Source organism: Sulfitobacter donghicola DSW-25 = KCTC 12864 = JCM 14565, from assembly GCF_000622405.1.
GTDB lineage: Bacteria > Pseudomonadota > Alphaproteobacteria > Rhodobacterales > Rhodobacteraceae > Sulfitobacter > Sulfitobacter donghicola.
On sequence record NZ_JASF01000005.1, the window covers coordinates 1,601,831 to 1,615,640 of the forward strand.

Below are 13,810 nucleotides of genomic sequence, written 5' to 3' on the forward strand. Positions count from 1 at the left end.
AGCCCAATTCTTGTGGACGCTGCGGATGCGGCCGCTTTCACCCTCGAACCGACCGTTTGCGGGGTCAGTCTTTCCCGCCGCCGGGTTCCGCACTCTGCCAGCGCCGCAACGCAGCGGCTTTGCAGGCAGCGGCATGGCGGGCTTTGAATGCGGGGTCGCGGAACCTGTCGGTTGACGCAGCCCCGACATTCTTGCGCCACTGGACATCCGCCTTTGGGTCGGCGCGCATCTTGTCTGCGGTAGCAAGGCCGCCAGCGCGGCCCGCCTCAGTGTAGTGTGGCTGCTTCACGTTCGATCAATGCCGATGCAGCCCGGAACAGGCCATATCCGCGCAATGCCTCTCGGGGGAAGGTTTCGATGCCGACGGTGTGGCCAACATAGGGAGTGCGGACCATGTCAGCCCAGACCGTGCGGCGACCGACCTTGTGTGGCAACAGGCCAACCAGACCGCCCAAGGCGGCAGGGGTAACGCCGTAACATTTGGCGAAGCGGATCACGTCAGCGGGCATGGGCCAGCCGTCGCTCTCTGGTGCTTCCGATGCCCAAGCGAGCAACGCCGCCTGCGCAAGGCGAAGCTCCGGCGCGAAGGCGCTCGCGTAACCATCGACAATCCACTGGTCGCGCTCCGCCTGTGTCATGGCGTCAATGTGCGCGGGGCGGTTCATGCGCCGCGTCCCGGGCCAGAGTAGGCATCGCCCAAGACATTGCCCTGAATCAGGGCCGGGACGAAACCGGCCTCTGCGGTCGCGGCAACCTGAGTTGTGTCGAAACCGGCGAAGGGTGTGTTGTGGCGCGTGGCGAGGGCATTTGCGGCCGCAATGGCTGCGGTGCCGTCGGCGGCCTCAACGACTGCGCCATGCAGTGTCGCGGGGTTCTTGAGATGCTCGGCCCCCTTGGGCCGGGTCACGAGGAAGAGGGGCATCTTGCGTTCTCCTTTTTGTTGAGCGCCAGCTTCACGCGGGCCAGCGGGTCGCGCCGCCCGACTTGAAACTCGCGGTTGATGTTGAGGGCGGACTGGGCCGCCAGTTTGATCTTGGTGACGGCGTCCTGAACAGCGCGCGTTTCATCACCTACCAGCCGTTCGGCCAGTTCGGCGGTGGACAAGGGCCGGTCGCGCCGGGGCATCCGGTCAACAACGGCGACGATTGCGGCACCGAGGGGTTTGTTGCCGGTTGCGACTGCGAAGGCGGCCATGTTGCGCAACTCGACATTTCCCGCGCCGCTGAGCTGGGCCTGATAGTTGGTGCGCTCCGGTGTGCCCAAGCCAGCACGGGCAAGGACAGCCTGCGGCGAGGCGAACAAGGTGGCGGTCAACGCGACTGTGTCAGCGGCGGCGTTGACCTCTTTGATGTAGCCCCAGCGGGTGTCTTCGCTGTTGGCGGCAACCTCGCCCCGGGCCTTGGCGGCCACCTTGCGGGCGGCTGATGCCTGATCCTCGGGCGGGAAACCTGCGGCAGCGGCGGACTTGGCTGCATCCTCGCCACGGCTTGCGATGCCAGCCTCAAGGCCGTCAATCACGGTGCCGAGCTTCGCGGCCCGCTTGGTGGCGTGGTCGGCAAGGCTGATGATCTCAGCACTGGCGAGCAGTTTGCCGGGCGGGGGCAATGGTGGGGTGTTGTCGGGGGCGGTTTGGTTCACTGATCAAGGCTCCTCTGCTTGGGGCCGCCAGTGTGCTTGCGCCCTCCGCTGGGCGGCCTATTCCTGCATCAGAAGATACCGCGCCGTCTGGGGGAGAGGCGATTGGAAAGACTTGTTGCCTACGTCAGTTCAGTGGCTTGCTACATTGGCGCATCAATGTCATCGACCTTTTGATCCACTGACCTGACCAAGTTTTCCAGCGTTGTGGCTAAACTCAACAGCAACGCCTGATCAATTTGGTGCAACTCACCGGTCTCTCTGTCCACGCCGTTCCTATGGACGCAATCGTGGCGCATTTTGATCGCCTTCTGGATTATCTCCAGTTCTTCTCCCTCCGGGAGAATGTTGATTCCCAGCCCGACACGGAAAAGGCTGTTCGCTTTTTGCACATCGTGGAATGATACCGCCCTAAGGTATTCAAGCAGCCGGGTTTTCGCAAAGTCTTCAACACCGATAGCGTCCGCAAGTTCGAACTTTTTGCTGCCAATCCCCAAACTCTTGGACCCGAGTAGCTTTTCTTGGGCTTTTGGGTGGTTAGCCACGGTCAGGATCAACGTGTCCGCAAGAAAGGCTTCAAGTGCCGTAATGCTCTGTGCCAAAAGCATCCGCGCCAACATTTGAGACTGATCGTCGAGCAAGACTTGAGCAGTCAGGGCCTTCACATCACCGATTGTTTGATTGAAGGCGCGGTAAACTGGTCGAGAAAGCAGTTCTTGCTGTTCTAACCACTCGTAGTATTCGTGGTCATAGTCATCGTAGTCACTGGCGAAACCACGCATAGGATCAGTTGTGATTGTCTTTTCGGGATAGTCATCGAGCTCAATTTCGCAGCTATCCCAATCGGTTTTCACCCATCCGTCAAAATTGTGCCCACCACTGAAACACTGCACGTTAACGGGAAGATGAGTGCTATCGCCATCGTCGTAGACAACTGGCAGTTCAACGGTTCCATCAACCTCTGATTTACATTCTGGGCAAAAGAATGTCACATCGCTCGCTTCCCATTGAGCTTCCTCCATTTCCATCATTAGAGCTTTTACAATGCCCATTGGCTTTCCTTAAATACTTGCCCAAAGACAATTAGAAATTGAAATTATACAGAGAACACCTGCAAGGTGCCGCTTGTATGTATAGTTTCAATGAAAGCAATTTTCCACGGGAATGAGCCGGAAACAGGCAACCAGTAAGGGGCTTTAACGGTCCTGCGCCGCTGGCGGCGTCACATCCCTCTTCTCAGCATCCCGCAAGAAGTCCTCAACGCTCTGCTTTGCCGGAACAACCAAGACGCCGCCGGTGTTGACGTTGACGCTTAGGTTTGCCTCTATCGCTTCGCCTTCGCGGTACTGGTGGCGGGCCTTCAACAGGAAGATGTTCGCGACGATGTTGCCTTCATCGGCGGCGGCGCGGAGGTTGCCCACGAGGACGTCATGCTCAACTGCGCGGCCCTGTTCCAGCGCGTCTTCAACCTCCGGCTGGCGTCCACGCACGGCCCGAAAGGCATCGCGGCCCATGCCCAAGGCGCGGGCAATGGTCACGACGCTGCATCCCCGGGCGGCAAGATCGCCCACCACTTTGAGGCCGGTGTCGGTGACGACGTATTCGCTCTTGCCGATGTCATTGACCACGCGGCGGGCTGGCAGGTCGGTCATTGCGCCGCCTCCTTCATCTCGCGGTCGTATTCGGTGCAGACCCGCTGGCTCAACCCTTTGCCGCATTTGAGGGTCTTCGCGATCCGGTCCATTCCCATCTTCTGGCTGCGCAAAGAGCGGATGGCGGCAACAATGCCGTCGCCCGCCGGTGGCCGCCCGATCTGCGCACCCCGGGCGCGGGCGCGTTCCATCCCGGCTTTCGTGCGCTCGACGATCATCGCCCGTTCAAACTCCGCGAAGACGGCTGCCATGCCCAAGAGGGCGCGGCCAGAGGGTGTCGTGGTGTCAACGCCCTGCTGGTCAAGGTAGAGGTCCACGTTCAAAGAACGCAGTTCTTCAAACAGCCCAACAAGCTGCGCCAGAGAGCGCCCGAGGCGGGAAACATCCCACGCCATCAGCACGTCGAACTTTCGCCGGGCGGCATCGGTCATGACAGCCTCAAGCGCCGTCCGTTTGGCGCGGCCCGCCACGCCGGAGACGGTTTCATCATAGATGCCCACAACATCCCAACCGGCCCGTTCTGCCACGGCTTTCAGGGCGCGCAGCTGGTTCTCTGAGGATTGCTCGCCAGTGCTGACGCGGGCATATATCGCGGCGCGTTTTTTCATCCTTGTTGCTCCATGTTCCGTTAACTCAATACGAGAACGTAGCGTGAACAATGTTGGCGCGTCTACCCCCGGAACCGTTCGGTTGGAGGGTCGGTTTCTGGTGGCAAAGAAAGCCCAACAAGCGTGGGGTTTGGCCGATGCGACACGACAACCCCTTTCGGGGTAGGTGGAAGTTGGCACGGATTGCGCAGGGCGAATGCCTCCAGTCCCTTTTAGGAGAGCGGCAAGCGCGTGTTGCAGTGTTCAACTGCCCAAGTGGGAGCGGGCCAGAATGATAGGGGGCGGTAAAGCCGGTAAATGTCGGCTGTTAGTAAGTCTCTGTATATTCTATAGTTTCCCGACTTTACCGACCTTACCGACTTAAGAGGAGGTATAGGGAACGCTTCCTAGAGCTTTTCTTTTCTGGGTTCACCGGGTCGGCTCGGGCGAACTCGATCTAAGGCCGGTAAGTCGGTTAAGTCGGGAAAACGCTTTTTATTCAACAGTCTATCATTTTCGACCCCAGAGCCGGGGTCGGTTGAGGGTCGGTAAAGGCGGTTCAGAATGGCTCGCCCCCGGTCCAGTCCAGCGCATCGTCCCATTCCTGCGTCGGCAGTTCCGGGCACGCGTTCCACGCCGCCCGGGCCTCACCCAAGATCGGCAAGACGTATCCCGAGGGCCGCCCCTTCCGGCTCTTCTCAGCACCGATCTGTTTCAACGCATCCGAAACGGCATTTGCGGTCACTGCGCCGCGTGTCTGTCGCTGGATGGCATCTCTGAACTCGTTGGTCGCAATGAATGGGCGGGCTTCAGTGCCTCGCGGATCACTGCCCGCTTCGAACGGAAGCGAACCCTCTCGCAGCATGTCCAGAACCGCCGCCTTCACCGGATCAAGGCCACGTGCCCTCTGGTCTTCCAACGCGGCGGTGTCGGGCCGGTCGTCCCTTGGGTGCCAGTCGCCCAAGTCCATCGCAAGCAGGTCGTGTAGCATTGCGGACAAACCCGCGCCGTCGATCTCGGCATAGAGCGGCTTGAAGTATGCCTTCTCTTGCCGGTGTGCGTCCGACACGTCGAAGACGGCATAGCGCCGCTCATAGGGGCCAGCAGGCACGATCCACTCGCTGTTGCTTGAAATTACGACGTGCAGCATGTTGGGCCACGACACTGCATCCTTACCCTTTCCCTCAATGGTCAAGGTTGGTTCGGTCAGGAATGTCTTGATCTTGGCCTCAGCCTTGCGGTCGCCGTCCCAGATCACCTCATCAGCGAACAGGAGGCAGCAGTCCCGGAAGTGCAGGTTGAATCGACCGGTGATCAATTCGCTGCCGCCGGTGTGTAGGCCGTGCTGCCCAAAAAGCTGCGCCATTGCGCGGCCAAAGACCCCCTTGCCCGTGCCGGGCTCGCCTCGGAAGACAAGGGCAACCTCGGCAGGTTCATCAGGGTTCTGGACGGTCCATGCCATCCATCTTTCAATGTACGCGGCAAGCTTAGCGTCACCGCCTGCGAGGACGTCGCGGATGTGGGCGCGCATCAGATGCCAATCGCCGGGTTCGGGCTTAACCGCAAATCCCTGCCAAAGGTTCAGTCTACGTTTTGCGCCTTCGCCAACGACTTCGCCCGCACGGGGTTGAAATGTCAGGGAGTGAAATTGGCGGCGCAGAGGGTTTTCAAGCCACCACTTGCCCAATGGCATGAAGCGCTCATTTCCTTCTCTGTCCTGCCCGACCACTACCCTCTGGTTTAGGTAGCGGTTGCGAACGTCTTCAAAGCTTTGAAGCGATGGCACAAGGCGAGTCATGCCCTTTTTACCAGTTGGCATCTCGACAAACTCCATCACCCGACACTTGCTGTCTTGGTTGCTCAAAACGGCGTGGAGGTCATTCAGCTCGCGCAGCTTTGGGTCAATCGCCTGCTCGCGCGCGCGCCGCATCTGGCGGGCGACATACTGCTGGGGACGGGGCTGGTCGTGGACGTGGGCGCTGATCGCATGATCGCGATCCATCACGCAGGCAGCCATCACATCGTCGGGCACATCGGCCCGCACCATTTCGCACAACACTGCAAACAAGACCTCTGACCGGGAAGGGTACTTTGCTGGGTCGTCCGGATCGCCACCGTTGACGATGAGCATTTTGGTGCGAGACGACACAGCGGGCGGAAGGTCGTCCAGCACCACTTGGGGTAGGTTGGCGGACAGGTCGACTTTGCTCAGGGGTACATTCTGGGCACCTAACTTTTCCGCTGCCTTGAATACTGAAATGGGGTAGACACGCGCCCAATCAACCTCAACGACCGATGCGAGCGCTGCCTTGCGGCCCTTCTCGCGCTTCTTCTTGCCGGGCAGATTGACGGTTCCGGGCAATCGCATGATACGGTCGATGTTGTGGCAGGCATCGCCTTGTAGCATCGTTTCGATGTTCAAGTTGTAGGCTTCCAACTCTGCTGCCGTCGCCTCATCGCCATTGGTCTCATGTTCCTTGTCCAACATCCAGAAGCCTTGATAGCCACCGCCGCTGTCGATGATGACAGTTGGCTTAGGCTCGAACTCCCGGAGAAGCTTCAACGCCCGAACACGTTCGCTTTCAAGCCTTTCGCCCGGGCGTGGGTCCACATCAACGTGCAGGCACCGCATTCCCCGCATGTCGGTCTTTTTGGGCTTTGACAGGACTGGGCGGATTACCGGGTTCACCGTGAAGTAAAGATTTTGTTTGCCCTGCCGATGTTCAATCCAATTCTGCATCTCAGACTGTTTTCCGGCTTCAAACGTCGTCGTGGTTATCCTCCCGCTGTCTGGGTCGATTGCCGTCAGCACCCAAGGGCCGCCCTCTACCCACGTCTGCAAGAACTGGACTGCATCTGATGTGCGCCCTACGGGCGACAAGTCTTTTTGGTCTGCCTCGGACACGACGTCGGGTATAGTTTCGGGGATGATGTTCGAGTGACTTTTGTCATGCTCTCCTGCGCCCCCGGTTTCCGTCCCAGAGCCGGGGGTGCGTTCATCTTCGCGGCGGTTCATTCCGACACCTCCCCAGACTCAACCCACGCCCGCACGTCATCAGCGCGGTAGCGGACGCAGTGTCCGACCTTGAGGAAGGGCGGCCCGGAACGCTTTGAGCGGTAGTTTTCAAGCGCCTTGGGAGAGAAGCCCGTCATTTGGGAAACCTGATCAGCAGTCAGGTATTCAGGCGTCACGGGAACACGCCCGCGCGGCAGTTCCCGCAGGATGCGTTCAGCGACAGCCTCCGAGATAGTTTCGATAGTCTGTTGGTCCATTTTCGTCACCAGTCCAGACCGCCTCATCTTGACGGAAGGTTTGGTGACAGGGCGCAGGCGCATAGCGCCAACTGGGTTGCCCCGCGCCCTTTATGTTCCTTGGGCGCTCCCCGCGCGCGGCACGTCCCAGCCAGCCGACGCAGTTATCTAGTCAATCACCCTATATTACCCTCTCGGGCGCGTTTTGGGAAACCCTGAATCCCCCTCTACACGCCTGAATCTCTTGTTGGTTCCGGTTCAAGCAGGGCAAAGATTGCCGCTGTCATGCGATCTTGCTCTGCCAGAAGCTTGTCGAAAAGGGCGCTCTCGTGGATGTAGACGCCATCAATTCCCGGCACCGTGTGGTCAAGCAGCAGGCGGGCATTTACATGGTCGATGCCCTCGCGCTGGGCGATGGTCCGGTATGTGTGCCGCAGAATATGGCCCGTCTCGCTGGGCAGAGCCTTCTCTTTCCAAACCTGTGTCGCGATGACCTCGCCTGTTTTGCTTGAACGCGTTGGGAACAGCCATTCTGACTTTGGGAATAACACCTCACCAGCGTTCATTGTCCGGCCCACAACCTCGATCATTGTAGCCGACAAAGGCAGGTCGAAGGAGCGGCCCGACTTCATCCGGGGGATCGAGATGCCACGATCAGTCAAGTTGACCCATTCACGGCGCAGCGAAACCAGCGTGCCCGGGCGCAGGCCAGACAACAAACCGAGCGTGTGCATATCTCGGCGCAGCGGGTTGGGCAGCGCTTGCACCCGCGCCCACCAGTCCGGCAGGTCGTCTGGCATGATGACGCGGTTGCTGGCCCGCTCCTTGTTGAACGTGACCGCTGCAACTGGGTTGCCCGGCAGAGAGTCAGGGTCATCGACCACCTTTAGCGCGAAGTTGTAGGCAGCCCGGAAGTCCCGCATGGTCTTGTTTGCGGATGGGCCGCCGTGATCACGGGTTATGCGGCGATGTTCCTCTCTAGCCATGGACCGTTTAATCTCACCAATTGGTTTGTCTGCCCAAGCGATGATGTAACGATCCAGCCGATCAAGCATGTTCTCCACTGAACGCTCAGAACAATCCCGGGCGCGCATGTCGGCTATGTATTCCTCATAGAGGCGGCGCACGGTCCAAGCACCTGCATCTGCCGCCGGGTCCATCGGTGATGCGTTCGGGTCGATACCCAACTTGATTTGCTCAATTACTGCGGTGGCACGACTGCGGGCATCTTCCAATGACATTTCTTTGGTGGTGCCGAGGGTGTGGCGCACAGTTTTAACAAGCTTGCGCCGTCCCCGCTGACCTTGCCAGAGGTCTCGTTGTATTTTGTAGGATTTTCCCGTTTTGTTCACAGCCACCATCAAGCCCGTCACTTTGGCGTCCCTAACAACACTGGGTTTTCCTTCAAATCGAAGCCCTTTGACGAACCCTTCTGTCAATCTTTCTGGCATTACTCTCTCCCTTTCCGAACCGTCTATCTGCCCTCAGGTAGAACCGTTTACGAACCGGGTGGCGTAAGGGATCAAGCGAGCACTTAAGGGTAGGTATACGACCAACTAGCTGAAAAAGCTAATATAAATAGGTTGTGGGAGGGCCGGGGAGAGTTGGCAATCTCCGTCTCCTAAGGGGCAGGTTGCAGGTTCGAATCCTGCCGGGGTCGCCAGATATTTGGCGCAAATTTGGCTGTGTGTTCTTTTTGACGTGCCTCTCTCATTTTCCCATGTCCGGAGCCGCGGAAATTCGGTTTCTTTTCCACCTATAGCATTCTCCTAAAAGAGATTATGTGTGGTGTTTGTAGCTTCAATAATCGAGATCAAAAAACAAAGGATACAGGAATGAGTTTTTTGGGACTGGATTTGGGGACATCAGGCATTCGCGCAGTATTGCTTGATGATGGTGGCGCCGTGCTGGGTGATGCCGAAGCGCGTTACGAGACGCAGCATTTGCAGGATGGTTGGTCTGAGCAAGACCCAAGTAGCTGGATCATCGGGTTGGAAAAAGTTGTCGAAGCGCTTAGGGGGTCCCAGCCAGAGTTTCAGAATTTGAGAGGTATAGGGGTGGCGGGCCATATGCATGGTGCGACCCTGTTGGATATAGAAAACAATGTGCTAAGGCCCTGCATTTTGTGGAATGACACCCGCAGTTCAGCCCAAGCCAAGGAGATGAACGAAAACCCTTTGTACCAGCGCATTAGCGGGAACATTGTTTTTCCTGGCTTTACCGCGCCCAAACTTGCTTGGGTCCACAACCATGAACCAGAGCTGTTTTCAAAGGTCTCCAAGGTTCTTCTGCCCGCGGCCTATCTGAATTTTTACCTGACGGGTGAGCATGTGGCAGACATGTCTGACAGCGCAGGCACGGTATGGTTCGATTTGGAAAACCGCGCGTGGTCTGAGGCGTTGTTGGATCAAAGCGGGATGGAGCCACAGCAAATGCCACGTTTGGTTGAAGGGTCCAGCAAAGCAGGAAGCCTGCGGCCTGAGATCGCAGCCGCATGGGGTGTCTCTGGTGAGGTCATTGTCGCCGGAGGAGCGGGGGACAATGCTGCTGCTGCCTGTGGTATGGGCGTTTTGAACGAGGGGCAGGGATTTGTCTCGCTTGGAACATCTGGTGTGGTGCTTTTGGCGCGTGATCAAATGCGGGCGGCACCGGAAACCGCGCTTCATACATTTTGTCATGCGGTGCCAGATCGCTGGTATCAGATGTCTGTCATGTTATCTGCCGCAGATAGTTTGAGTTGGCTTTCCAACATCACTGGGCGCACACCTGCCGAGATGACCAATGCTCTTGGTGAAACGCTACAAGCACCGGGAAGTGTGAGCTTTGCGCCGTATCTTTCTGGGGAAAGGACACCGCATAACGATGCTTTTGTGCGGGGTGGGTTTAGTGGGTTAAGCGCGGGCACCACTGTTACAGATCTAACTCATGCGGTTCTGGAGGGTGTGTGTTTTGGTCTGCGAGACGGGTTGGAGGCAATGCGTGAAACAGGGGCCAAATTCGAGGGGCTTTACGCAGTTGGTGGGGGTAGCCAGTCGCGCTATTGGTTGCAGATGCTTTCAACGATCCTGAATACAGCGTTGTATCTGCCCAAAGGGGGAGAGTTTGGCGCGGCGATGGGGGCTGCACGTCTGGGCATGGTTGCCGCCACAGGGGCATCGGTAGAGGACGTGATGCAAGTACCCGATGTAGAGGAAGTTCTACAGCCTACAAGTGAATTGGTAGGGGCATATGACGATGCCTATCAACGTTTCCAACGGCTTTACCCAGCATTCAAGTCACTGGTTTGAAGAGGGCTTTCAAACCAGTGTTGTGGTGAAATCACCGCGCAAGGCAACCTCGAGCAGTTCAATATCATCTGAGGCGTCGAGATATTGAACAACCATATCTGGCGGAATGACGAACCCGTCTCCGGCCTCCAGCGCGCGGTCTGCTTGCCCGTCAGCATGTAAGGTCATCGTGCCTTCCATAACAAAGGTGAAATGGATGTCGGCATCATGGGTAAAGGCGGGCGGATCACCCTCTGCGCGCCGAACCACCTGAATACCTGCAACGCCTTTGGTGCCCTTTGAAATACCTGTATCACGCGCCGTAAAGCCGCCAATGCGAAACGGCTGCCATGTGGCTGTGTCCTTGACGTGGTGCACAAATGTTTGCCCGTCCCATTCGCGCGCTGGATCACCTTTGCCGTTGGGCAGTGTGAAATCGTGGTCGATGGTGGTGACGTGTTCGGCGGGAACACCGATTTCGATCACCTCGATGTTTGGTGAAGCCTCGACGACGCGGTGACGAATACCGGGAGGTTGAGTGACGCAATCCCCTGCATGCAGGCGGATCATGTCGCCTTGATCCTCATAGAGGACATCCACCCAGCCGCGATAGCAAAAGATAAGCTGGAAGCCGACGGTGTGATAATGAACCATGTCAGGCACGGGGCCACCATCTGGGATGCGAATGTGGCTTGCGATAATAGAACCGCCCAAACGAGAGGGGATCAGATCGCGGTAATGCATACCTGCACGGCCAATGACCCAAGGCGCCTCATCGGCCAATCTGCGCACAGCGAATTCATGCTGTGTCGTGATGTGTTCCACTTGCGGAGTTAGGGGGACGATGGAGATTTTAGTGCCATTGGGCGCGGTCAGTTGCGTTTTGCCTTCTGCGAAACCTTCAACATCATCCGTCAGGATCCGCAAATGCCCCGCGGTTACATCAGCGCCTTTTTCGATCCGCACGCGAATGCCATGCCCTGAAAAGCTGGCCACCGATGGATCATCGGCGGGAAAGATATTTTCCAACCGCATGCCCAAGGTTTTGGTGAAAAAGGGCAAGTCATCGCGCAGCTCGGTCGTGGGGAGTAGAAATTCAGCAAGGATCGGAGGGCGGGTCATGGCAACGTCCTGTAATGGTGTTGCTATGGATGCTGTCAGTTTTTCTGAGGTGGCTCAAGCAGGATCGTTTGATCCTTGTCCGATTGTCGGGTCACAGAAAATGAAAACGGGCGCACCCTATCTAGGATGCGCCCGTTTCGATTGGGAATTACAGGCTTGCGTCTAGCGCCGCTAGGATCACGTCGCCCATTTCTGAGGTCGAGATAGGTGTGCCACCTTCTTCGCCCATCAGGTCAGCTGTGCGCGCGCCATCGGCCAGAACTTTTTCGATAGCCTGCTCTAGGCGGGTCGCCTCATTGCCCTGATCGAAGGAATAGCGCAGCGCCATAGCAAAGCTGAGGATACAAGCGATCGGGTTTGCTTTGCCTTGGCCTGTGATGTCTGGCGCCGAGCCGTGTACGGGTTCGTACAGCGCCTTTGGGCGGCCATCGGCGTTTGGCGCGCCAAGGGAGGCAGAGGGCAGCATGCCCAGCGAACCCGTCAACATAGCAGCACAATCAGACAGGATGTCGCCAAACAGGTTGTCGGTCAGGATCACGTCAAACTGCTTTGGTGCGCGCACCAACTGCATCGCGCCGTTGTCGGCGTACATGTGGGATAACTCAACATCGGGGTAATCTGTGTCGTGCACTTTTTGCACCACTTCGCGCCACAGGATGCCGCTCTCCATCACGTTGGCTTTTTCCATCGAGCACACTTTGTTGCCACGGCGGCGCGCCAGTTCAAAGGCCGAACGCGCAACGCGGTCGATTTCGCTTTCGGTATAGCGCTGGGTGTTGATGCCGACGCGCTCGTTACCTTCTTCGAAGATGCCGCGCGGCTCGCCGAAATACACACCCGAGGTCAGTTCGCGCACGATCATGATGTCCAGACCGGCAATCAGATCTTTCTTGAGCGAGGAGAAATCTGCCAGCGCGTCAAAACACTGTGCTGGGCGCAAGTTGGAAAACAGGTCCATTTCCTTGCGCAGACGCAGCAGGCCGCGCTCGGGCTTTACCGAGAAATCCAGATCGTCGTATTTTGGGCCGCCAACAGCACCCAGCAGAACCGCGTCCGCCTCCAGCGCCTTTGCCATTGTGTCGTCGTGCAGCGGCGTGCCGTGTTTGTCATAGGCCGAACCGCCGACCAGATCATGTTCTACATCAAAGGCCAGATCGCGCTTGGCGCCGAACCAGTCGATAATGCGGGTGACTTGCTCCATTACTTCGGGGCCGATGCCGTCACCGGCGAGGATCAAAAGGGTTGGATTTGCCATGCGAAATGCTCCTGAAATTGGTTGCAGTTGGCCTAACGTGGCAAGGCTGGGGCGTCAAGGATGGCGCAATGTGACATCTACCCACAGGATCGAATGGCGGCTGGCATCTGGCACCCTTAACATGCCGTGATCCAGAACTGTCCAATGGATAGAGGGCAGTAGGTAATCCACACGAAGATCGCCTGGTTTGGGGTCTTTGAAGTCGGCCGTTGGGGATGCGTCAAAAGGGTTTTGCAGCTCAGGGCGAGACAGAAGGTGAAGGATCGCCTCGGGGCGTCCGCTTCCTCTGTCGGGATCGGTATTGGCTGTTCCTGCCAATATGAACGGCGCATCGCTGGCGTCTTTGGACAGGTAATCCAGCCAAAATGCGGTTTCGTCGTGGTTTCGCCGCCCGTTTCGATCCTCTGGGCCGTCATATAGCGGAGGCGTTGCGTGATAGGTCATCAGGCGCAAGGCACCAATGTCGGGGACTGTAATCGGTACGACCCAATGCCCCCGAGAGGACAACCGATGGCTTGCGAAAACCTCTGCACCACCAAAAGGTCCGGTAGTTGTCATCGGATAAAGGTGGTTTGGCAGATCGCGCCACAAGAAAGCTGAATAGTCTTCGACGGCATCAGTTTCGATTGGAAAACGGGACATAACGGCCATGCTACCCATTCCATAGAACCGCCCATACCCCTGAGCATCGTCCGCATCGCCAAACCTGCCGTTGCCGTTCATGTCCAACCCCGTGGACTGCCCCGCATTTGGTCGCGCAGAATACAGGAACGGGTAGTTCAGGCCATCAGCCAATGCCCTAAGGGCGGTTAGACGCAAGTCATAGTCGACACCTTGCAGCGCGATGATGTCTGGCTGAAGGGTTGTGAGAGCGGTTCTAAATGCAGCGATCTGCGGATCGTCGCCTTTCAACGCATCACGCAACAGCAATCCTGGCCCTTTGCGAATAAGCTCGGCATTGAAGGTGGCAACGCGAATGCTGTCTTGTTCAGCCGTGGCAATGGCCCCTGAGCAAGCAAGGGCAATCGCAAAAAATATTCG

General features: G+C 57.8%; 14 protein-coding genes. 1 reads left to right on the plus strand and 13 read right to left on the minus strand.

Annotated elements, in window-relative coordinates; genetic code table 11:
• Positions 1–64: 64 nt before the first annotated feature.
• From Z948_RS18910 to Z948_RS0108755, 10 genes are all read right to left on the minus strand, one after another.
• Positions 65–289, minus strand: a complete 225-nt coding sequence (locus tag Z948_RS18910; protein WP_156023463.1) for a hypothetical protein — start codon at positions 287–289, stop codon at positions 65–67.
• The gene (locus Z948_RS0108715; protein WP_025059179.1) at positions 267–665 is read right to left on the minus strand and encodes a hypothetical protein; all 399 of its coding nucleotides are present in this window, start codon (positions 663–665) and stop codon (positions 267–269) included. The genes Z948_RS18910 and Z948_RS0108715 overlap by 23 nt, the downstream gene beginning before the upstream one ends.
• The gene (locus tag Z948_RS0108720; RefSeq protein WP_025059180.1) at positions 662–922 is read right to left on the minus strand and encodes a hypothetical protein; all 261 of its coding nucleotides are present in this window, start codon (positions 920–922) and stop codon (positions 662–664) included. The genes Z948_RS0108715 and Z948_RS0108720 overlap by 4 nt, the downstream gene beginning before the upstream one ends.
• Positions 904–1,638, minus strand: coding sequence for a hypothetical protein (locus tag Z948_RS18430; RefSeq protein WP_025059181.1), 735 nt, complete (start codon positions 1,636–1,638; stop codon positions 904–906). Before Z948_RS18430 ends, Z948_RS0108720 begins: the two co-directional genes overlap by 19 nt.
• A gap of 140 nt (positions 1,639–1,778) precedes the next feature.
• Complete coding sequence (locus tag Z948_RS0108730; protein ID WP_025059182.1) at positions 1,779–2,687, minus strand: hypothetical protein; 909 nt, start codon at positions 2,685–2,687, stop codon at positions 1,779–1,781.
• Between the two features lie 144 nt (positions 2,688–2,831).
• Positions 2,832–3,287, minus strand: coding sequence for a hypothetical protein (locus tag Z948_RS18435; protein WP_025059183.1), 456 nt, complete (start codon positions 3,285–3,287; stop codon positions 2,832–2,834).
• On the minus strand, positions 3,284–3,895 hold the full coding sequence (locus Z948_RS0108740; RefSeq protein WP_025059184.1) for a recombinase family protein: 612 nt from the start codon (positions 3,893–3,895) through the stop codon (positions 3,284–3,286). Before Z948_RS0108740 ends, Z948_RS18435 begins: the two co-directional genes overlap by 4 nt.
• Before the next feature lie 538 nt (positions 3,896–4,433).
• Positions 4,434–6,890: a DUF5906 domain-containing protein gene (locus Z948_RS17965; RefSeq protein ID WP_025059185.1), complete on the minus strand. Its 2,457-nt coding sequence runs from the start codon at positions 6,888–6,890 to the stop codon at positions 4,434–4,436.
• Positions 6,887–7,147, minus strand: coding sequence for a helix-turn-helix transcriptional regulator (locus tag Z948_RS18440; protein ID WP_156023464.1), 261 nt, complete (start codon positions 7,145–7,147; stop codon positions 6,887–6,889). The genes Z948_RS17965 and Z948_RS18440 overlap by 4 nt, the downstream gene beginning before the upstream one ends.
• Positions 7,148–7,353: 206 nt before the next feature.
• Positions 7,354–8,577 carry a tyrosine-type recombinase/integrase gene (locus Z948_RS0108755; RefSeq protein ID WP_025059187.1) on the minus strand — a complete coding sequence of 408 codons (1,224 nt, stop codon included), beginning with the start codon at positions 8,575–8,577 and terminating at the stop codon, positions 7,354–7,356.
• Between the two features lie 384 nt (positions 8,578–8,961).
• Between Z948_RS0108755 and xylB the strand changes: the two genes are divergently transcribed.
• Positions 8,962–10,413 (plus strand): xylulokinase, encoded by a 1,452-nt coding sequence (xylB, locus tag Z948_RS0108760; protein WP_025059188.1) that lies wholly within the window; start codon positions 8,962–8,964, stop codon positions 10,411–10,413.
• Positions 10,414–10,422: 9 nt separating this feature from the next.
• On the opposite strand, the gene Z948_RS0108765 is transcribed toward xylB, so the two are convergent.
• From Z948_RS0108765 to Z948_RS0108775, 3 genes are all read right to left on the minus strand, one after another.
• Positions 10,423–11,514: a cupin domain-containing protein gene (locus Z948_RS0108765; protein ID WP_025059189.1), complete on the minus strand. Its 1,092-nt coding sequence runs from the start codon at positions 11,512–11,514 to the stop codon at positions 10,423–10,425.
• Positions 11,515–11,662: 148 nt separating this feature from the next.
• Positions 11,663–12,769 carry a 3-isopropylmalate dehydrogenase gene (gene leuB / locus Z948_RS0108770; protein ID WP_025059190.1) on the minus strand — a complete coding sequence of 369 codons (1,107 nt, stop codon included), beginning with the start codon at positions 12,767–12,769 and terminating at the stop codon, positions 11,663–11,665.
• A gap of 54 nt (positions 12,770–12,823) precedes the next feature.
• Positions 12,824–13,807: an endonuclease/exonuclease/phosphatase family protein gene (locus tag Z948_RS0108775; RefSeq protein WP_156023473.1), complete on the minus strand. Its 984-nt coding sequence runs from the start codon at positions 13,805–13,807 to the stop codon at positions 12,824–12,826.
• Positions 13,808–13,810 lie beyond the last annotated feature (3 nt).

Excerpts from the sequence above, each read along its gene's own strand:
- Z948_RS0108715 (WP_025059179.1), bottom strand. The coding sequence starts at position 665 with ATGAACCGCCCCGCGCACATTGACGCCATGACACAGGCGGAGCGCGAC.
- Z948_RS0108720 (WP_025059180.1), bottom strand. The coding sequence starts at position 922 with ATGCCCCTCTTCCTCGTGACCCGGCCCAAGGGGGCCGAGCATCTCAAG.
- Z948_RS0108730 (WP_025059182.1), bottom strand. The coding sequence starts at position 2,687 with ATGGGCATTGTAAAAGCTCTAATGATGGAAATGGAGGAAGCTCAATGG.
- Z948_RS18435 (WP_025059183.1), bottom strand. The coding sequence starts at position 3,287 with ATGACCGACCTGCCAGCCCGCCGCGTGGTCAATGACATCGGCAAGAGC.
- Z948_RS0108740 (WP_025059184.1), bottom strand. The coding sequence starts at position 3,895 with ATGAAAAAACGCGCCGCGATATATGCCCGCGTCAGCACTGGCGAGCAA.
- Z948_RS17965 (WP_025059185.1), bottom strand. The coding sequence starts at position 6,890 with ATGAACCGCCGCGAAGATGAACGCACCCCCGGCTCTGGGACGGAAACC.
- Z948_RS18440 (WP_156023464.1), bottom strand. The coding sequence starts at position 7,147 with ATGGACCAACAGACTATCGAAACTATCTCGGAGGCTGTCGCTGAACGC.
- Z948_RS0108755 (WP_025059187.1), bottom strand. The coding sequence starts at position 8,577 with ATGCCAGAAAGATTGACAGAAGGGTTCGTCAAAGGGCTTCGATTTGAA.
- xylB (WP_025059188.1), top strand. The coding sequence starts at position 8,962 with ATGAGTTTTTTGGGACTGGATTTGGGGACATCAGGCATTCGCGCAGTA.
- Z948_RS0108765 (WP_025059189.1), bottom strand. The coding sequence starts at position 11,514 with ATGACCCGCCCTCCGATCCTTGCTGAATTTCTACTCCCCACGACCGAG.
- leuB (WP_025059190.1), bottom strand. The coding sequence starts at position 12,769 with ATGGCAAATCCAACCCTTTTGATCCTCGCCGGTGACGGCATCGGCCCC.